Annotated in this window: 21 protein-coding genes; 8 read left to right on the top strand and 13 right to left on the bottom strand. The window is 57.6% G+C overall.

Features of this window, described 5'->3' with window-relative positions; genetic code table 11:
• The first annotated feature begins 82 nt into the window (after positions 1 to 82).
• Together ABWV33_RS08630 and ABWV33_RS08635 are read left to right on the top strand one after the other, a co-directional pair.
• On the top strand, positions 83 to 1,027 hold the full coding sequence (locus tag ABWV33_RS08630) for a fatty acid desaturase family protein (RefSeq protein WP_353330086.1): 945 nt from the start codon (positions 83 to 85) through the stop codon (positions 1,025 to 1,027).
• Between the two features lie 196 nt (positions 1,028 to 1,223).
• On the top strand, positions 1,224 to 1,481 hold the full coding sequence (locus ABWV33_RS08635; protein ID WP_113825523.1) for a type II toxin-antitoxin system Phd/YefM family antitoxin: 258 nt from the start codon (positions 1,224 to 1,226) through the stop codon (positions 1,479 to 1,481).
• 22 nt (positions 1,482 to 1,503) lie between these two features.
• On the opposite strand, the gene ABWV33_RS08640 is transcribed toward ABWV33_RS08635, so the two are convergent.
• Positions 1,504 to 2,016, bottom strand: coding sequence for a hypothetical protein (locus ABWV33_RS08640; RefSeq protein ID WP_353330088.1), 513 nt, complete (start codon positions 2,014 to 2,016; stop codon positions 1,504 to 1,506).
• Positions 2,017 to 2,223: 207 nt separating this feature from the next.
• Here ABWV33_RS08640 and ABWV33_RS08645 point away from each other — a divergent pair, with 207 nt between their 5' ends.
• Positions 2,224 to 2,940 carry a class I SAM-dependent methyltransferase gene (locus ABWV33_RS08645; protein ID WP_353330090.1) on the top strand — a complete coding sequence of 239 codons (717 nt, stop codon included), beginning with the start codon at positions 2,224 to 2,226 and terminating at the stop codon, positions 2,938 to 2,940.
• A gap of 137 nt (positions 2,941 to 3,077) precedes the next feature.
• Entirely contained in the window at positions 3,078 to 3,278 is a 201-nt protein-coding gene (gene rpsU, locus ABWV33_RS08650; protein ID WP_040700433.1) for a 30S ribosomal protein S21, read from the top strand.
• Positions 3,279 to 3,561: 283 nt separating this feature from the next.
• Here rpsU and cysK read toward each other — a convergent pair whose 3' ends face one another.
• The 5 genes from cysK to clpS all read right to left on the bottom strand — a co-directional run bounded on the left by cysK (position 3,562) and on the right by clpS (position 7,942).
• The gene (gene cysK / locus ABWV33_RS08655; RefSeq protein ID WP_353330092.1) at positions 3,562 to 4,629 is read right to left on the bottom strand and encodes a cysteine synthase A; all 1,068 of its coding nucleotides are present in this window, start codon (positions 4,627 to 4,629) and stop codon (positions 3,562 to 3,564) included.
• Positions 4,630 to 4,858: 229 nt separating this feature from the next.
• On the bottom strand, positions 4,859 to 5,752 hold the full coding sequence (gene hemF, locus ABWV33_RS08660) for an oxygen-dependent coproporphyrinogen oxidase (protein ID WP_353330094.1): 894 nt from the start codon (positions 5,750 to 5,752) through the stop codon (positions 4,859 to 4,861).
• 22 nt (positions 5,753 to 5,774) lie between these two features.
• Positions 5,775 to 6,578 (bottom strand): SDR family NAD(P)-dependent oxidoreductase, encoded by an 804-nt coding sequence (locus ABWV33_RS08665; RefSeq protein ID WP_121998282.1) that lies wholly within the window; start codon positions 6,576 to 6,578, stop codon positions 5,775 to 5,777.
• A 37-nt stretch (positions 6,579 to 6,615) separates the two neighbouring features.
• Positions 6,616 to 7,593, bottom strand: coding sequence for a class I SAM-dependent methyltransferase (locus tag ABWV33_RS08670; protein ID WP_353330096.1), 978 nt, complete (start codon positions 7,591 to 7,593; stop codon positions 6,616 to 6,618).
• A gap of 7 nt (positions 7,594 to 7,600) precedes the next feature.
• Entirely contained in the window at positions 7,601 to 7,942 is a 342-nt protein-coding gene (gene clpS / locus ABWV33_RS08675) for an ATP-dependent Clp protease adapter ClpS (RefSeq protein WP_113825529.1), read from the bottom strand.
• A gap of 93 nt (positions 7,943 to 8,035) precedes the next feature.
• On the opposite strand from clpS, the gene ABWV33_RS08680 reads away from it, so the two are divergent.
• The 3 genes from ABWV33_RS08680 to ABWV33_RS08690 all read left to right on the top strand — a co-directional run bounded on the left by ABWV33_RS08680 (position 8,036) and on the right by ABWV33_RS08690 (position 10,757).
• Positions 8,036 to 8,737, top strand: coding sequence for an HAD family hydrolase (locus ABWV33_RS08680; RefSeq protein WP_353330098.1), 702 nt, complete (start codon positions 8,036 to 8,038; stop codon positions 8,735 to 8,737).
• A 55-nt stretch (positions 8,738 to 8,792) separates the two neighbouring features.
• The gene (locus ABWV33_RS08685; RefSeq protein ID WP_353330100.1) at positions 8,793 to 9,125 is read left to right on the top strand and encodes a hypothetical protein; all 333 of its coding nucleotides are present in this window, start codon (positions 8,793 to 8,795) and stop codon (positions 9,123 to 9,125) included.
• Between the two features lie 264 nt (positions 9,126 to 9,389).
• Positions 9,390 to 10,757, top strand: coding sequence for a D-alanyl-D-alanine carboxypeptidase family protein (locus ABWV33_RS08690; protein ID WP_164618590.1), 1,368 nt, complete (start codon positions 9,390 to 9,392; stop codon positions 10,755 to 10,757).
• A 100-nt stretch (positions 10,758 to 10,857) separates the two neighbouring features.
• On the opposite strand, the gene ABWV33_RS08695 is transcribed toward ABWV33_RS08690, so the two are convergent.
• Complete coding sequence (locus ABWV33_RS08695) at positions 10,858 to 11,022, bottom strand: hypothetical protein (protein ID WP_162930675.1); 165 nt, start codon at positions 11,020 to 11,022, stop codon at positions 10,858 to 10,860.
• Positions 11,023 to 11,128: 106 nt separating this feature from the next.
• Between ABWV33_RS08695 and ABWV33_RS08700 the strand changes: the two genes are divergently transcribed.
• A complete protein-coding gene (locus ABWV33_RS08700) occupies positions 11,129 to 12,004 on the top strand; it encodes a LysR family transcriptional regulator (protein WP_353330102.1) in 876 nt (291 codons plus the stop codon).
• 107 nt (positions 12,005 to 12,111) lie between these two features.
• On the opposite strand, the gene ABWV33_RS08705 is transcribed toward ABWV33_RS08700, so the two are convergent.
• From ABWV33_RS08705 to ABWV33_RS08730, 6 genes are all read right to left on the bottom strand, one after another.
• Positions 12,112 to 13,275 (bottom strand): adenylate/guanylate cyclase domain-containing protein, encoded by a 1,164-nt coding sequence (locus tag ABWV33_RS08705; protein ID WP_353330104.1) that lies wholly within the window; start codon positions 13,273 to 13,275, stop codon positions 12,112 to 12,114.
• 138 nt (positions 13,276 to 13,413) lie between these two features.
• Positions 13,414 to 13,674 (bottom strand): nitrate/nitrite transporter NrtS, encoded by a 261-nt coding sequence (nrtS, locus tag ABWV33_RS08710; RefSeq protein WP_353330106.1) that lies wholly within the window; start codon positions 13,672 to 13,674, stop codon positions 13,414 to 13,416.
• 175 nt (positions 13,675 to 13,849) lie between these two features.
• Positions 13,850 to 14,611, bottom strand: a complete 762-nt coding sequence (locus tag ABWV33_RS08715) for a LamB/YcsF family protein (protein WP_353330108.1) — start codon at positions 14,609 to 14,611, stop codon at positions 13,850 to 13,852.
• A gap of 3 nt (positions 14,612 to 14,614) precedes the next feature.
• Entirely contained in the window at positions 14,615 to 15,622 is a 1,008-nt protein-coding gene (locus ABWV33_RS08720; protein ID WP_353330110.1) for a 5-oxoprolinase subunit C family protein, read from the bottom strand.
• Positions 15,619 to 16,380, bottom strand: a complete 762-nt coding sequence (locus ABWV33_RS08725) for a 5-oxoprolinase subunit B family protein (protein ID WP_353330112.1) — start codon at positions 16,378 to 16,380, stop codon at positions 15,619 to 15,621. Before ABWV33_RS08725 ends, ABWV33_RS08720 begins: the two co-directional genes overlap by 4 nt.
• A complete protein-coding gene (locus tag ABWV33_RS08730; RefSeq protein ID WP_353330114.1) occupies positions 16,355 to 17,287 on the bottom strand; it encodes a hypothetical protein in 933 nt (310 codons plus the stop codon). The genes ABWV33_RS08725 and ABWV33_RS08730 overlap by 26 nt, the downstream gene beginning before the upstream one ends.
• Positions 17,288 to 17,295 lie beyond the last annotated feature (8 nt).

The raw sequence follows: 17,295 nt of genomic DNA on the forward strand, positions 1-17,295 counted from the left end.
TCACAAAAGTTTTGACGCCATGGTCAGTTTGACAGGATAGGTCCCTCTCTGAGACGCTTTGCGGCAAGAGGAGGACCCATCCATGACACCAGGTAAGGCTTATTTATCCACTGAAGAAATCCGCCCTTTGGCCGAACGTTCTGACGCGATGGGGTATTGGTTGGTGCTGCATTGCTGGGGCACCATTGCTTTGGCGTTGTCTCTGTTTGCGGTTTGGCCCAATCCGCTGACCTTTGTTATTGCGGTGTTGGTGATCGGATCGCGGCAGTTGGGATTGGCTATTTTGATGCATGAGGCGGCGCATAATGCATTGTTTAAATCTCGTAAGATCAATGACCTAGTTGGTGAGTGGCTGTGTGGCCGCCCGATTTTGGCTGAGCTTTCGGCCTATCGTCATTATCACCTCACGCACCACCGTTTCACTCAGACGGACAAAGACCCGGATCTGGTGTTGTCATCCAAGTTCCCGACCTCTCACGCGTCATTAAAACGTAAATTCTCCAGAGACTTAACCGGTCAAACCGGGGTCAAACAACTGATGGGACAGATCATGATGTCGTTCCAGTTGGCGGGGGACAAAGACGCGATGGAAGCTGCGGCGTCGGACTTTGCCCAAAGCTTTAAGGCCCCACAATTGTGGAAGAGCCTCCCGGTTTTTCTGTTTGTTATCATTGCGATGGGCGTGATCGGTGATTGGTGGTGGGGGCTGGCATTTTGGCTGCTGCCCTATCTGACATGGTTCCAATTCGTGCTGCGCGTGCGCAACATTGCCGAACATGGCGCAACCGAGCAGTCGGAAGACCCACTACAGAATGTGCGTACCACTAAGGCAAACCTCGTTGCCCGGTTGTTTGTCGCACCATATTGGGTGAACTACCATTTGGAACACCACATGGTGATGCATGTGCCCTGTCACAATCTGCCTAAAATGCACAAAGCGCTGCTGTCTAAAGGGTTAGGCGGGCAGATGAAACTGGCGGATGGATATGGTCAAGCCATGCGCGAGGCCGGGTGGCGATCCGCCTGATTGGGGAGTTCGGGGGCGATTTCGTACGATTTGCCCCCTCAGAACCACTGTCAAAATCGACCGTTTCTGACGTTTTGGGGAATTTCCCCGTGATTTCGTACAAAACCCGTTTCCAAGGGGTTACGCACGGTGCGGCGAGACCCTGTTAACCGAATTTTGCGACTCTGCCGTCTCTGATCCCGATCCCGAGGCTGCCATGATCAAGCTGTGTTCCATAACCCGACTGCGCGACAATCTGGGCAAATTTGTCCATGACGCCGATTACCATCAAGACCGGTTTTTGATTCTGAAAAACGGGCGCGAGGTCGCCGGGCTGGTTCCCGTGCGAGATGTCAAACTGTTGGACAACGCCACCAACCGATCAATGGATTACAAAGCCTATCAAGTGGCCGAGGAATTGATGCGGTGGCGGATCATCAAAGAGGGCATGGAGCGGTTTGAACCAAGAGGCTGACCGCTGCCCCATTCAGATGGGTCTATTTCTTTTCCAGAAACTGATACGCCTCGAGAATGGTTTTGGTGAGCCCCGCAAAAAAATCCGGTCCGGTGACATCAATCAAACCGGTGGCCGGGTGGTCATCATCAACCGCCACGTCCTGGACCGCTTTCACCGCATAGAGAGACGTCGGCGCGTTGAGAAGTTCGCGGTGGCTTGCGCCCTTGCCGTGTTTCAGCACGTTAGCGGCCAGATAGTAGTGGTGCACCCGATCCGCGAGATCGGTTTTGCCCGCGTCAATCAGAAGGTTTTTCAACTTGCGAGAAAACGGGCCACGTTTGAAGTGGTGCTGCATCTGAGATTCAAAGGCGGAATAGATATCGACAGTCGCCAATTCCAGCGCAACGGTGGCTGCGCGCAGGTCTTCGGCGAGAGAAACGGAGAGCGTTTGCGCGTCACCCAGATCGAAAATTTCTGCGATGCGATCTTCGGAAGGCTTCGCGGCGGCCTGTGCCGCTGCAACCCGTTCAGGGACGCTCTGAGTGGTGTCCATCGGTCAATCTCTCCTACAAGTGTCCCCTTCCCATACGCGATGCGGCTGGGAATGATAGGGGGATGTGGCGGAATTCGAGATTGGGCTCACGGAATATGGCGTTTGACGTCTAGGCTGTTTGGCGATTTCGTTAGACCATTGGCTTACATTCACAGTGGGTCAAGCTGCACTGCGTGCCATGTGGCAAAAGGGTAGAAAGAGTGCTGGATGCTGCGCACTGCACCAATGGCCGCTTTTGGGGGCTGTGGGAAATACAGAATTGCGCTACAGATCGAGGCGCACGAGCATCAATGCTCTTCGGGGATGGAGAATAAACAAAATTTGAACCAGGTTGCAGGAGAGCTTCGCATTGATTTTGTCACAGGTTCAGTCGCCCACCGACTTCGGTTCGGTGGGGGTCGTGGGCAAGATTTACCCAAGGCCATGGGGCTGCGGGCGGGTAAAACCCCCATGATCGTCGATGCGACTGCCGGATTGGGCCGGGACTCATTTCTTTTAGCGTCTTTAGGTGCGCAGGTCACTTTGATCGAACGCTCAGAGAAAATGCATGCATTGTTAGAACAAGGCATGAAACGCGCAGCAAGAGAAGGTGGTCAGCTTCGCGAAATTATTGGTCGCATGACCCTTCTGAAGGGAGACGCACTGGATCTGATCCCAGAACTGGCAGGCGAAGCAATTCTGATTGATCCGATGCATCCTGAACGAAAAAATTCGGCACTGGTGAAGCAGGAGCTACGTCAAGTCCGCGAGATCGTCGGCTCCGACGATGACGCTGCTGATCTCGTACGATTGGCGATCAAACATGCGCGTAAACGAGTGGTTCTAAAGTGGCCCTCTAAGGCTGCTCCTCTTGAGGGCGTTCAGAAATGCTCTCACCAAATTATCGGTAAAACAACGCGATATGATGTTTTTATGATAAGTTAAACGGACCTTGGCGCAATTCCAGAGACTGGTAGTTTCATCCCCATAGCCAGCTTTGCTGTACAAGACGGTCTAAGATTGCTACCTAGCCAATATATTCAAATCACCGCAACCCAAACAAGAGAGTTGGTGTAAACCACATGCAGGTCAGTGTTCGCGACAACAATGTCGATCAAGCCCTCCGAGTTCTAAAGAAAAAGCTCCAAAAGGAAGGCGTATTCCGTGAAATGAAGCTCAAGCAACATTTCGAGAAGCCTTCCGAGAAAAACGCGCGTCAGAAAGCAGAAGCGATCCGTCGTGCCCGCAAGCTGGCACGCAAGAAGCTGGAACGCGAAGGATGATCTAATTCAGCCCTTGATGTTGAATAAACCGAACCCCCGTTGTCCGATGGCAACGGGGGTTTTCATTGCCAGCATGGCATTTTTTGCTTGGGCTGCCCAAGTTTAAGACCCCTCCAAAGCAGACGTTGCCATAACCGCAGCAAACGGCAGAAACGTCCCACACATGCGATCTTGGATATTGTGGCTCGCGACCGGTTTGGATCAATGTTGCAGGACGCGGCCATGTGATCGGGGTCTGCCCCCCCTCTGTCGAGGCAAGGTTTCTGGCGTTGCGCGTCTCGGATCAGAGTTGAGCCGAGGGGGTTGAGAGGGAGATCGCCATCTCTTCGTCGTCCATGTCCTCGGGGATGTCTTCGAACAGGGGAGTGGAGAGGTAGCGTTCGCCGGTGTCGGGCAGCATCACCAGAATGTTCGCGCCTTCGGGGGCGGTTTCAGCGATCTGCATGGCGGCGGCAAAGGTGGCGCCGGCCGAGATGCCGGTAAAGATCCCCTCTTCTGCGGCCAGACGTTTGGACCATGCGATGCCATCAGGGCCGGGCACGGGCAGCAAGGCGTCGTGATAGCCATGATCCAGCGTTTCCTGCAACACATAGGGGATGAAATCCGGGGTCCAGCCCTGGATCGGATGGGGTTGAAAGGCCGGGTGGCTTTCGGTGGCTTGGTTCTGGTCGTTGCGCGGGGTGGTTTGCCCCGAAGCGATCAACCCCGCATTGCCGGGTTCGGCTAGGATGATCTTGGTCTCGGGTCGGGTTTGTTTCAGCACCCGACCGACGCCAGAGACGGTGCCGCCGGTGCCATAGCCCGTAACCCAGTAATCCAGCCGCTGGCCTTGGAAATCGGCAAGGATTTCGCGCGCGGTGGTGTGTTCGTGAATGTCGGCATTGTCTGTGGTTTCGAACTGACTGGCGAGGAACCAGCCGTTGGCCTCGGCCAGTTCTTTGGCCTTGTTGTACATGCCCATGCCTTTGAGCGCCTTGGGGGTCAGGACGACCTTGGCGCCGAAGAAGCGCATCAGGCGGCGGCGTTCGATCGAAAAGCTGTCGGCCATAGTGATGACCAGCGGATAGCCTTTGGCGGCGCAGACCATAGCGAGGCCGATGCCGGTGTTGCCGGACGTTGCCTCGACCACGGTTTGGCCGGGGCGCAGGCGGCCATCGCGTTCGGCGGCTTCGATAATGTTGAGAGCGAGGCGATCCTTGACCGAGCCACCGGGGTTGGCGGATTCGGTTTTCACAAAGACATTCACATGCGCAGGCGCGATGCGGTTGATCCGGATGGTCGGGGTGTTGCCGATGGTGTCCAGCACGCTGTCAAAACGGTGGCTGTGGCCGTTGGTGGTTCTAATGGACATTTGAAAAGCTCCGCTCGGGGAAAGGGAATTGCCTATATTCTAGGCACAAGCGTAGAGCGGCGCTAGCCTGTCGGCGGATGCATTTAGGTAAATAGGGACACAATTGCGCAGCGATCAGGCGCGGTTGGTTGTCCGTCCCAAGGCACACGGATTGCACCGACGCGGTTGCGCAAACGGGTTGAAAACAGGAACGTTGGAGTGCGCAGGCTTGGGCGCCTGCGCGGTGGGGTTAGACCCACTTGGCCATGGGGGGCAGGCTCATCAACACGGCGTTGGCGTCGTGGCCGGTCTCGAGCCCGAATTTGGTGCCGCGATCATAGACGAGGTTGTATTCGGCGTAGAGGCCGCGATGCACCAGCTGCGCGTCTTTGTCGGCGTCGGACCAATCCTGAACCCGGCGTTTTTCGATCAGGGGGACAAAGGCGGGCAAGAAGGCGCGGCCGATATCCTGCGTCAGGGCAAAGTCATTTGCCCAATCATCAGTGCAGTAGTCATCCATGAAGATGCCACCGACGCCGCGCGCGCGATTGCGGTGCGGGATGTAGAAATATTCGTCGGCCCAGTCTTTGAGACGCGGGTAATGCGCCAGCCCGTGCGGGTCGAGGTGGGATTTTTGCGTGGCGTGGAAATGCGCGGTGTCTTCGTCGTATTCGATGCAGGGGTTCAGGTCAGAGCCGCCGCCGAACCACCATGCATGTGGGGTCCAGAACATGCGGGTGTTCATGTGGACCGCAGGGGCGTGGGGGTTCTGCATATGCGCCACCAGCGAAATGCCCGAGGCCCAGAAGCGCGGGTCGTCTTTCATGCCGGGGATGCCCTTGCGCGCCGCCATAGCGTTTTGGGCGCGTTCGCCTAGGGTGCCGTGCACCTCGGATACGTTCACGCCGACCTTTTCGAACACGCGGCCGCCGCGCATGACGGACATCAGTCCGCCCCCTGCGTCAGAGCCATCGTCGGAGGCGCGTTTGGTTGTTGTGACTTCGAACCGGCCCGGTTCTGCGTCGGACAGAGGGCCGGTGGCATGGCTGTCTTCGAGCGCTTCGAACGACGCCACGATGTCATCGCGCAGCTGGCGGAACCATGCGGCGGCGGTGGCTTTTTCGGTTTCCATGGGCGCGGTCATAAGCGGTCCTTTTGGTGGGAAATTAGTGGGCTGGCGCGGCAACGGGGTCCAGCAGGGTGCGACCGCCGTCCAGTGTCATGATCTGCCCAGTCATAAAGCCCGACGCGTCCGAGGCCAGAAACTGCGCGGTTTCGGTCAGCTCGGTTGGCGATGCGATGCGTGACAGGGGCGTGTGGTTTTCGATGTCGGTGCGAAATTCACGGTTGTCTTTGAGCGTGGATTTGAGCGAGGCGCTCATCACCGAACCGATCGCGATGGAATTGACACGGATGCGCTTGGGGGCCAGAGCCACGGCCAGCGAGCGCGTCATCTGATCCAGTGCCGCCGTTGAGACGGAATAGGCCATCAGATCGGGATGCGTGCGCCGCGCGGCAATGGACGAGAGGTTGATGATCGACCCGGCAGGCGCATCCTCTTCGTCTTCTTTGGTTTGTTTGATCATGCGCTTGGCCACCAGTTGACTGAGGCGCAGGGCGGGCATCAGGTTCTGGTTCAGCAGTTTGGTCACCGAGTCGTCATCGGTATCCAGCGGATCAGAGGGCACAACCTGACGCGATCCGTTGACCAGAATATCGACTTCGTCAAAGGCATCGAGGGTGGCGGACAACAGGTTGGCGATGGTCAGCTTTTCGCGCAGATCCCCGGCGAAATAGCGGATATTGCCCTCTTCCGCCTGTTCGCCCAGCTCAGCGATCAGACGCTTTTCGTCCATATCCGCGAACATCACATTCACGCCTTTTTCGACAAAGTGACGCCCAATGGCGAGGCCGATGCCATTGGCGGCCCCGGTCACGATGGCGGTTTTGCCAGCGATGGAAAAAGACATGGCAGACTCCCTGTGTTGACGCGCAGGTTAGCGGGGATCAGCGACGCTTGCGAGTGGGTCGTTGCGCCCGCAGCACCTTGAACCGATTGTCACCGGCGGTTTCTTGCACAGAGGCGAAATGTTGCCCCAACACCGTTTCGTACGGCAGGTGGCGATTGGCCACCAACCAGAGCGTGCCCGAGGTGGTTAGAATGCGCGCGGCGGTTTGGATAAAGCCCTGCCCCAGCGTCGGTTCAGCCGCACGCGAGGTGTGGAACGGCGGGTTCATCACCACGGTATTGAATTGCTCTTTGGGCTGCCACGTCAGGGCATCGGCCCAGTGGAAGCGGGCGCGATCATCAGTAATGTTGGTCTGTGCGCAGGTCAGGGCGGCATGATCTGCCTCGACCAGATCGACGGATTCGATTTTGGGATCTTGCAGCAGGCGCGCCGACAGAAAGCCCCAGCCGGCGCCCAGATCAGCGACGCGGGTCCCGAGTTTCTGCGGCAGGGAGTCGATCAACAGGGCGGATGCCGGGTCAATGCCATCTGCGGAAAACACGCCGGGCGCGGTATGAAAGCCATCAACGATCTGTTCGCTGGGCGCGACCCAATCGGCCACGATCTCTGGAGCCGATTGGAACCAGAAAATCTTACCATGCGCTTTGGACATGGGGCCAAAGATTTCAACGCGCTTGCGCAGTTCCTTGAGGATGCTGTCGATGCCGTCAGTTTTGGCACCATCAATCACCACAAGACCGGAACAGCGCTGACAGGCGGCAGCCACAGCAGCGCGGGCCTGTGCCTTGGCGCGGGGCAGGAACACAATCGCCGTATCGCAGGGCGCGGTTGTTTCAGGCACACATTCAAACCCCTGCGACACGAAATGGTCGTGGAACGGTTTGAACGGCTGCACCACCTCTGCCGATTTGGGCAGGGCGCTGAGGTCGTGATCAGGTGTGGGCAGCACGACCGAGGTAACCCCGGACAGCTGAAGGTCGCCCGAATCGAGCGCCAGTGTCAGACGGACGGACATGTGTCCCCTATTCTTCTCGTTCCATGGTGCATTGTAGCGGGTGCTGGTGGCGACGGGCGAAATCCATCACCTGCCCCACTTTGGTTTCGGCGATTTCGTGGCTGAAGACGCCAACAATAGCGAGACCCTTTTTATGCACGACGAGCATAATTTCAAAAGATTCAGCGTGATTCAGGCCAAAGAACCGTTCCAGAACGTGCACCACGAACTCCATCGGGGTGTAATCGTCGTTGAGCAACATGACCTTGTACAGCGGCGGGCGCTGGGTCTTGGGGCGCGTCGCCGTAATGACAGAGGTATCGCCGTCGTCGTCCGATTTGTCCGACATCATGAGGGGCTGTAGCAGCATCGTGCAGAAATATCCGGTTTGAACTTTGGTTTAATCTTGGGCCTTATATAGCCTTCGCGGGCGAATATAAAAGAGAAAGCGCACAGGCATTGCATGGGACGTAATCTGACCACCGTCGGCTTTGATGCAGATGACACCTTGTGGCACAACGAACGGTTCTTTCGTCTGACGCAGGATCGGTTCGCTGGATTGCTGGCGGATCACGCCGCGCCCGAACATCTGGCCGAGCGGTTGCTGGCGGCAGAGCGCAAGAATATCGGGCACTATGGGTATGGGGTGAAGGGGTTCGTTCTGTCGATGATCGAAACCGCTATCGAGGTCACCGAAGACCGGGTGCCTGCCGCCGTGATCCGCGAGTTGATCGAAGCGGGACAGGACATGCTCGCCCATCCGATTGAGTTGCTGCCCCATGCCCAGCAAGCGGTCGAAGCGGTGGCGGACAGTCATCGGGTGATTTTGGTCACCAAGGGCGATTTGATTGATCAGGAACGCAAGCTGGCCCAGTCTGGCTTGGGTGATCTGTTTGATGGTGTTGAGATCGTGTCAGAAAAGACCGATGCGGTGTATCGGACGGTGTTTGAGCGCCACGGCGATGGGGCCGACCGGGCGATGATGGTGGGCAATTCGATGCGTTCGGATGTGGTGCCTGCGATCAACGCCGGGGGATGGGGTGTCTATGTGCCCCATGGTTTGGTCTGGGAGATCGAGCATGCAGAGCCGCCCATTGGTGCGCCGAAATATCACGAACTCGCCGATTTGGGCGGGTTGGCGGATCTGGTTCAGGATCTGGGGTGACTTGCGGCCCGGTGGGGTTGTTCGATAGGCACGCAAGCATAGAGGAGAGAATTTCATGCCCCACGCGGAAATAAAATATTCCGAAGATCTGATGATTGATGCCCCCGTCATTCTGGCCGAGATTGAGCAGGTCATTCTGCGCAACGATGGCGGATCGGGGGAGTGCAAGGGCCGCGCGTATCCGGCGCTGCAATATCACCACACTCATTTGCTGGTATCGATTTCGATGCTGACCAAGGCCCATCGTGATGCTGCATTTACGCAAAAGCTGATGGCGGATCTGGAAACTGCAATCCGGGCGCAGATCCCGCAGAAGTGCTTTTTCTCGTTGGGGATCACGTATACGACCGAGTCTTACCTGACCACCGAACACGACCCTAAAGTGTGATCTAGGTCACGCCACAGTTTTGCCACAATCGCCGGTTTAGGGGGTCAGGCTAGGCGTCCCCCTAAATATAGACATATGAAACTCTAGTTTTCCGTAAACGCCCACAACCTACGGGTTTATTTTGAGGAAATGCTGTGTTAGCCTGTGGGTAATAATTCCAGAGTCAGCCGGAAAATCGGCGGCCAGAGGCAGACAGAGGCAATCATCGTGCAGGTTCGGCGCATTCAGCCGGCCCGTTTGGGCCTATTTATTCTCACCGCAGTTATGCTGTGTCTGATGCTCGTGTCACGCGCATCGGCAGCCCCCTATGCGGCAATGGTCATTGACGCCAGAACAGGCGAGGTTTTGCACGCACGCAATGCCGACACCCGTTTGCATCCCGCGTCGCTGACCAAAATGATGACACTCTACATCGCCTTTGAGGCGGTGCGGAATGGTGAAATCACCTTGGACACCAAGGTACGGATCCCTAAAGCCGCCGCGGCAGAGCCGCCGTCGAAGTTGGGATTGCGCGCCGGTCAAAAGATCGCGTTTCGCTATCTGATCCGGGCGGCAGCGGTTAAATCCGCCAATGATGCCGCCACCGCGATTGGCATTGCGATTTCGGGGTCCGAGGCGGCCTTTGCCCGGCGGATGACCCGCACGGCCAAGGCCTTGGGCATGACCCGGACCACGTTCAAAAACGCTCATGGTCTGACGGAAAAGGGCCATATGAGTACCGCGCGGGATATGACCGCGTTGGGGCGGCATCTGCTGTATGACTATCCACAGTATTACAATTTGTTCTCGCGGCGTTCGACCAATGCGGGCATCAAATCCGTGAACAACACCAACCGGCGCCTGCTCGCTGCTTATCAGGGCGCGGATGGCATCAAGACGGGTTACACGCAAGCGGCCGGGTTCAATCTGGTTGCCTCTGCCAAGCGCGGGAATGAGCGGGTGATTGCGACGGTTTTCGGTGGCAAATCAACATCGTCCCGGAACGCACGGGTGGCTGAATTGTTGGATCTTGGGTTCCGGCGCGCGCCGTCCCGAGCACCGATCAGCAAGCCGAACCGCCCGGCTTATGTGGGCAACACCAACGCCACGGTCAGCAAGACTGTGCGTGTGGCTGGTGCGCCGAAATCCAGCCTGCGCCCGAAGCTGCGCCCCGGTGGGGTTCTGGTGGCTGACAGTGTTGCCGCAAATGCAGCAAAGCAAACAGACCGCATTCAGGCCGGAATTGATGCAGCGATGGCGAATTCAGACATTGTTGCCCAAACCGAGGCCGGAAGCGGAGGCACACGCCCTGCGATGCGGCCCGAAAACCTAGCCCTGTTGTCGACAACAGGTCAGGGCAAAGCGGTTATGCCCGAACCCGAGCAAGAGGTCGTGACCCGGCTGAGTACCTCGGGCGGTCACCTTTGGGGCATCAATGTTGGGCGATATACCAACCGTTATCAGGCCGAAAAGGTGCTGTTGCGCACGGCTTTGGCGGAAATGTCCACCTTGGATGGGTCCCTGCGCAAGGTCAGCCAATCCAATCGCGGGTTTGAGGCCACGTTCCAGGGCATGACGCGCGATCAAGCGGATCTGGCCTGCCGTCGTTTGAAAGCCCGCAATGTCACCTGTTTCATGATCGGGCCCTCTTAAGACCCGACACCTACCACCTCGTGCAAATAGGCCATGGTCCCAAGCCATGGCCTTTTTCTTTGTCTACGGGGCGTGGGTGCGCGGCGGTTTTTCCGCGTGCTCAGCTGCAGCGGGTCCGGTCAATTTTGAGAAACCGGCGCAGTTCCAGCCCTTTGCGACGTTCGTGTTCCAATACAGGATGCGCGCGGGGTGCGGGGGTGTGGTGGGGATCCCAAGCCTCTTGACCGGTTGAGGTTTTGATCACGGATGCAAAAATTCCTAACATATCGAAGCTCCTTCTTCGGGGTATGGTCTGTCTTTAAATTAGGGGATTGATGTCCGATGGGGCAAATCAGTATGATTTCTGAAATGTTAGGTGAGCTATCATATAGATGAACTGGTCCCGGATCCCTTCACTGGCCGCGTTGCGCGCATTCGAAGCCACAGCACGCGGGCAGAGCTTTAGCAAAGCCGCGCGCGAGCTGAATGTGACCCATGCGGCCATTGCCCAGCATGTGCGCAGCTTGGAGGCGGAGTTCGGCGAAGCGTTGGTAGTGCGACAGGGGCGTGGGTTGATCCTTAGCCCTGAGGGCCAGCGGTTGGCCGATGCCCTGAGTGCTGGGTTTGAAACCATTTCAGATGGGGTTGAGGACCTGCGACGCCTGACAGAGGATCGGCCGCTGCATATCTCGGTAACGCCCTCGTTCGCGTCACACTGGTTGATGCCCCAGATCGGAGAGTTCTGGGCCCGTCATCCTGAAGTGACGCTGAACATCAACCCCAGCACCGATCTGGTGGATATGCGCCGGGGCGGGTTTGATCTGGCCATTCGCTATGGGGATGGTGATTGGCCGGGATTGGAGATCGAGCTGTTGACCGACGGGGATTTCTGGGTGGTGGCGCATCCCGATCTGCTGAAGGGGCGTACCACCACCTGTTTGAGCGACGTGCAGGACCTGCCGTGGGTCATGGAATCGTTCATGTTGGAACGCAGTGCGCTGATCGCGCAGGAGGGGGTGTCGATGGACGCCTTGAACCTGACCCTACTGAATACCGGAGACTTGGTGATGTCGGCCACGCTCGCTGGGCTTGGCGTCACAGTCCAGCCCCGGTCGCTGGTTGAGCGCGAAATACAAAACGGGTCGCTGGTGCGGATCTGCGCGTTGAAACAGGAACGGCTGGGTTATTATATCGTGACCGTGCCGGGACGCAGCCCCAAGGGATTGGGGGTGTTTTCAAAGTGGTTGCTCTCAAAAGCCGATACCTGAAGGCGCATCAATACCAGAACAAATGACCCGCCTTGTGATCTGACATTCACAGGATCTGAAAACAGGCCAGAGCCATGACCACTTTGCGTTTGTACTTGAAGTCATGTTCAAGTGTTCTGCAGTTGCTTTTCGAACTGCGTTTGAATTTGACGCAACTCTTCGATGGCCGCCCGGATATTGGAACTGTCGATCACGTTGACTTCGACGTGTTCCCCGAAATGGCTGAACGCCTGTGTTGTCCGAATGTCGGAATTTGGTTTGAGCCCTTCGACCTCATAATAACTGACTGTTCTGGAAAATCCTCGGGGTGTCATTTCACCTTTGAACGTCGCATCCACCGCATTCGAGACCAGGGATTGGGTGCTCTGATCCATCAATATCGTATCGGGGTCAGCCGCCCCCTGTAAGCGCGCAGCGAGGTTCACCGGGCTGCCCAGAACGGTATAATCCAATCGTTGATCCGAACCGAAGTTACCAACTGTACAAAACCCTGTCGCAATCCCCATGCGAACCCGAAGACCATTCGGCACGCCGAGTTTACGCCAGTACCCTTGCAGTTCTGCCGCCCGTTCCTGCATGCGCAGGGCCATATCCACGCATTTGAGCGCATCTTTGACCTCGCCCTCGCTTTCGGGGTCGCCAAAAAAGACCAGAACGGCGTCACCGATAAATTTGTCGATCGTCCCGCCACATTCGATCGCGATCTTGGTCATCTCGGAGAGATAGGAATTGATCACCAATGCCAAGCGTTCGGGTTCCAGCGTATCGCTCAGGTCGGTGAATTGGACGATATCAGAAAAGAAAAGTGTCAGGTTTTTACGGGCATGTCGATTTACGACGTCATCAGATTGCGAGAAAATACTGCTGTAGATTTGTGGCGAAAGATACTTGGCCAACCGCGTGGCAAGGTGCTCTAGCTGTTGGCTTTTTTCTTCGATGATTTCCCGGTCGCGAAGTTTTTGCTCTAGCAAATCTTCGCGTTCTTTTTTCAGTTGCCATTCCAGAGTGCGATCGACGAACTGACCTTGAACCCCGTTTAGGTAAGAAAAATCCAAATCCTTCGTATGTGTTGACAGCAAAGAGTATATTTTTTCCTGCCCTTCAATGGTGACATGAACTTCGGGCAACAAAACGAACCCTTTGCCCTCCAATTCGGTCACGAAGGTGTCAATCTGTTTGCCCGGAATGTGCAATTGCTCAAGCACATCCAGCAAAGACGCGTTTGTGACATTTCCCAAGATTGGGAAGAACGATTTAAAGTTATCGTTCACGCGTAAAATTTCCAAATCTTGATTGGCAAAGTAAGCTGCTGTGATCGCGCTTCGGAAATTGAAAAAACTTAAATCTAGGATACTTTTTTCACTAAAAAACTGTTCTGCATTCATTATAATCATTCCCCCCAAAGATTATTAACGTTGCCTCATCTCAAATCGGGCCAACTGCGCGCGTTTTCCTGTCACCGCACCCCAAGTCGTGACGCAATACGGGACACAATATGTCAAAACCACCTTGTGCAAAGGTGGAGCTTGTCCCGAAAGAAGCACGTCCCCGTGATTAATGACTGTCAATAACGTACCCACGCCCAAAGCAGTCAAAAACGCCTTACGCGGCGTTCCGTCCCCAAACATCAAAGTTGTCAGGTGGGGCATATTGCTTGGTTTTTGGGTCATCCCGTCGTTATCACTAATCTCAAATTGCTACATTTGATGTGACATACGAAACCCCTCCCTTGCCAAAAGCAAGGAAATTACCAGAAACCGGCTGAGAAACGAGAAAACAGAGTGTTCTGTATCGTCTAAGTCTCATATTCAGCACTTCTTTGGGGGGGAAATGCCGGGTATGTATTTAGAGTTCGAATTTGGTGACTGAAATTCCACCTGTTGTCAGGCTGTCGCGCACGGATTTGGCCAGTTGCACCGCTGTTGGGGTGTCGCCGTGCAGGCAGATGGTGTCGATCGAGGTTTCGATGTGTTTGCCGCTTTCGGTGATGATTGCGCCGGCGCGCACCATCTCCAGAATGCGCGGACCGGCGATGGCCGGATCGTGGATCACCGCGCCGGGCAGGGATCGATCCACCAGTGTGCCGTCATCGTTGTAGGCGCGGTCGGCAAAGATTTCGCCCACCCATTTGCAACCTAAGTCGCGCACGGTGGCCTCTTGCTTGGTGGCGGCCAGCACCATGATTATGATGTCCGGGTCCACGTCCAGCGCGCCCTGATAGCATGCCCGCGCCATATCAGCGTCCACGGAACACATGTTGGCCAGTGCGCCGTGCAGTTTCAGGTGGCGCACCGTAATGCCCAGCGCATCGGCCATGCCCTGCGCCGCGCCCAATTGATACCGCACCATGTTGCGTAGGGTATCATGCGGCACTTTCATATTGCGCCGGCCGAACCCTTGCAGGTCCGGGAAACCGGGGTGGGCACCGATGCCGACGCCGTTTTCAGCGGCCAGCGTCATGGTTTTGGCCATCACGTCCGGGTCGCCCGCGTGAAAGCCGCAGGCGATATTGGCGCTGGTGATGGTTTTCAGCAGGCTGGAGTCATCGCCCATATTCCACGGGCCAAAGCTTTCGCCCATATCGGCGTTCAGATCGACGGATGTCATGGCTCAGGTTTCCTTTTCAGACGCGGAGATCATCCCGCCTATCAATTGGTAGGATAACAAATCGGGAATGTCATGGGGATCGCGGATCAGGGGTTCGACCTTGCCCGGCAGTTTTGTCAGCTCTTTGGCAAAGCTGGCTTGGGCGGTGGCCGCATCTTCGAGCGTGACAAACTGAAACCGGATGGGCGCGCCCGCTGGCGTTTGCGCGGCGCGGGGCAGATCGCAGGGGAGAACGGTGCCGATCCTTGGATATCCGCCGGTGGTCTGGCATTCGGGCAGCAGGATAAAGGGGTTGCCGGTGCCAGTCATCTGGATGTCCCCTTGGGTGATGACCTCGGATAGGATGTTGAGCTGACCGGCGGCGGCAAAGCCTTCGCCTGCGCTCTCCATCTGCATGCCCATGCGGTTGGCGCGCGGGCCACGGGTGAATTCGGTGGCCTCGAACCGATCCAGTGTCTCTTGCGCAAACAGCGCAGTTTGAAAGCTGGGCACGATCCGCAGCGTGCCGCCTGTCAGGCGCGCAGAGGGGGTGAGTTTCATGCCGGTGCGCGCGGTCTCAGCACCTGCTGGTAGCCTGTCCCCGACCTGCACCCCCTGCCCCACTTTGGCGGTCAGGTGTACGGCGCGCGATCCCAGAACAACGGGGGTGTCTATGCCACCTGCCAGATGCAGATAGCCATACCCCCCCTTGAGCACAGCCCCCAGCGACAGGCGCTGCCCTTTGAGCAGTTGGTGCGAGGCGTTCCACGCGATTGCACTGCCGTCGATGCTGGCCTGCATCGGGGCGCCGGTCAGGGCGATGGCGGTGTCTTGGCTGGCCTCGAATTCGCCGCCCATTCCGGCCATTTCCAACGCGGCAAATGTCGGGCTTTGGCCCAGCAGGGCCGCGCCCTCAAACAAGGCCAACAGATCCGCTGCGCCAGATCGGGACAGACCCTGATCCAGATACCCTTGGCGGCCCTGATCCTGAATGGTGCAAGCGGGACCGATGCGGTGGACGATCAAGCTCATGTCGTGATCTCCTCACACGTCGCGCCGCCGGTGCCGTCTGCGTTGTTGGCGCGGATCTGTTCCAGTTCGGGTTTGGTGATGGGATGAAACATCATCTCGTCCCCGGGGTTGAGCGCAAAGCTCTGCTCCAATTCCGGACGGAAACAACGGAATGCGGTTTGGCCCACGTGACGCCAGCCTGTGGGGGTTGGACCAGAGAACAGCACGAATTGCGAAATCGCCAACACCAGCGCGCCCTCGGGCACCATCGGGTTCAGCTCTTGCAGGCGGGGGATGTTGAATTCGGGACCCAGCGGCCCGAGGTACGGCTGACCCGGCGCGAACCCAATGGTGAGCACCCGGACACGGGAGGCCGCCAACCGGGTGATGGCGTCAGAGGCCGACAGGCCCGCGGCCGCAGCCGCATCTTCGAGTTGGGGCGCAAGGTCTGTGCCATAGACCGTCGGCACCCGCCAGAGTTTGCGCCCGGTGGGCAGCGCCTCGGCGGACCAGTCGCGGGTGGCGAGCAGCGCGTTCAGGCGAGAGGCAATTTCGGCATGGGGGATCTGTAGCGGGTCGAACCGGATATAGGCCGAGGCCAGCGAGGTTGAGGTCTCGATCACCCCGTCCCACCCTGCGCCCTCGAGCGCGCCGCGAAACGCGAGGGCCGCGCGGTTTGAGGGTTCGGTCATGGTATCGGCAAAGCTGACCAGCATGCCGTCCAGCCCGACATTGCGCACCAGCGGATAGGAGTCAGATGGCTGAGGGGCGTGGGGCATAGAGTCTCCGCAAGAGTGTTGGGGTCAGGTACATTGGGAATTGATAGCAGCCAAGGAAAACCAAAAGGGGTTCGGTCGTCTCGGGTGGCAGCGCCACAAGGAACAGGGCAAAGTTGCGGTTGCCCGATACGATGCTGACGGGCACCGCGTCGCGGCGGCCCAGCGCGCTGAGGCCCAGATAGGTCACGATCTGCGCGCCGAAATTGATGCCAAAGGCCGCAAGCAGCCAAAAGCCCAGCTCCCACGGGTCGCGGTCCCATGCAGGGCGGATGGCGGACATCAGGGCGATCACGATCACCGCCAGCGCGATCACTGTCACCCCATCAACCGAGGCGCGGTTGCGGTCTGACAAAGTGCGAAAGCCCCAGTATCGCAGGGCAAAGCCCAACACAGCGGCGGTCAGGATGACACTGAGCAAGCGGGCCGCGGCGCGCAGCACTTCGCCCACGCCACCCAATTCGGGCAGGAAAAAGAACACAGGGATACAGGTCAGCGGCAGGATAGCTGTTCCAAGGATCAACAGGCGCAGCGCCGGGGCCGGATCATGGCCCAGAAGGATCGAAAAGTTGGCCGATCCGGTGACCGAAGGCGCGGCCAGAACCAGTACGGCCGCCATGGCCAGAGGTGTCAGCGACAGGCCAAACAACCAGAGGCAGGCAATGAACCCCAGCGGCAGAACCAGTTGCAGCACCAGCGCGGTTGCGGCGGTGCGGGTCAGGGCATCGAGGCTTTCGACCGCCTCAACCGGGCCGATGCGAAAGGCGGTCAGAAACAGCAGCAGTGCCACCATTTCCGGGATCCACGGGCGCATCACAGCGGCGAGGCCGGGCAATAACAGCCCGGCCACCAGCCCGATAATCAGGCCAAACTTGCCATGACGGGCGATAAACGCCAGTCCGAGGTGCATGGTATCCG

Origin of the sequence: Phaeobacter sp. NW0010-22, from assembly GCF_040365955.1 — a bacterium.
GTDB lineage: Bacteria > Pseudomonadota > Alphaproteobacteria > Rhodobacterales > Rhodobacteraceae > OMPR01.

Bases quoted from the DNA above. Each gene is read 5' to 3' on its own strand.
- hemF (WP_353330094.1), bottom strand. From the start codon at position 5,752: ATGACCGCGCCCATGGAAACCGAAAAAGCCACCGCCGCCGCATGGTTC.
- clpS (WP_113825529.1), bottom strand. From the start codon at position 7,942: ATGCTGCTACAGCCCCTCATGATGTCGGACAAATCGGACGACGACGGC.
- nrtS (WP_353330106.1), bottom strand. From the start codon at position 13,674: ATGACCCAAAAACCAAGCAATATGCCCCACCTGACAACTTTGATGTTT.
- ABWV33_RS08690 (WP_164618590.1), top strand. From the start codon at position 9,390: ATGCTGTGTCTGATGCTCGTGTCACGCGCATCGGCAGCCCCCTATGCG.
- ABWV33_RS08695 (WP_162930675.1), bottom strand. From the start codon at position 11,022: ATGTTAGGAATTTTTGCATCCGTGATCAAAACCTCAACCGGTCAAGAG.
- ABWV33_RS08630 (WP_353330086.1), top strand. From the start codon at position 83: ATGACACCAGGTAAGGCTTATTTATCCACTGAAGAAATCCGCCCTTTG.
- ABWV33_RS08730 (WP_353330114.1), bottom strand. From the start codon at position 17,287: ATGCACCTCGGACTGGCGTTTATCGCCCGTCATGGCAAGTTTGGCCTG.
- rpsU (WP_040700433.1), top strand. From the start codon at position 3,078: ATGCAGGTCAGTGTTCGCGACAACAATGTCGATCAAGCCCTCCGAGTT.
- ABWV33_RS08720 (WP_353330110.1), bottom strand. From the start codon at position 15,622: ATGAGCTTGATCGTCCACCGCATCGGTCCCGCTTGCACCATTCAGGAT.
- ABWV33_RS08715 (WP_353330108.1), bottom strand. From the start codon at position 14,611: ATGACATCCGTCGATCTGAACGCCGATATGGGCGAAAGCTTTGGCCCG.
- ABWV33_RS08685 (WP_353330100.1), top strand. From the start codon at position 8,793: ATGCCCCACGCGGAAATAAAATATTCCGAAGATCTGATGATTGATGCC.
- cysK (WP_353330092.1), bottom strand. From the start codon at position 4,629: ATGTCCATTAGAACCACCAACGGCCACAGCCACCGTTTTGACAGCGTG.
- ABWV33_RS08640 (WP_353330088.1), bottom strand. From the start codon at position 2,016: ATGGACACCACTCAGAGCGTCCCTGAACGGGTTGCAGCGGCACAGGCC.
- ABWV33_RS08670 (WP_353330096.1), bottom strand. From the start codon at position 7,593: ATGTCCGTCCGTCTGACACTGGCGCTCGATTCGGGCGACCTTCAGCTG.
- ABWV33_RS08725 (WP_353330112.1), bottom strand. From the start codon at position 16,380: ATGCCCCACGCCCCTCAGCCATCTGACTCCTATCCGCTGGTGCGCAAT.
- ABWV33_RS08635 (WP_113825523.1), top strand. From the start codon at position 1,224: ATGATCAAGCTGTGTTCCATAACCCGACTGCGCGACAATCTGGGCAAA.
- ABWV33_RS08680 (WP_353330098.1), top strand. From the start codon at position 8,036: ATGGGACGTAATCTGACCACCGTCGGCTTTGATGCAGATGACACCTTG.
- ABWV33_RS08665 (WP_121998282.1), bottom strand. From the start codon at position 6,578: ATGTCTTTTTCCATCGCTGGCAAAACCGCCATCGTGACCGGGGCCGCC.
- ABWV33_RS08645 (WP_353330090.1), top strand. From the start codon at position 2,224: ATGCTGCGCACTGCACCAATGGCCGCTTTTGGGGGCTGTGGGAAATAC.
- ABWV33_RS08700 (WP_353330102.1), top strand. From the start codon at position 11,129: ATGAACTGGTCCCGGATCCCTTCACTGGCCGCGTTGCGCGCATTCGAA.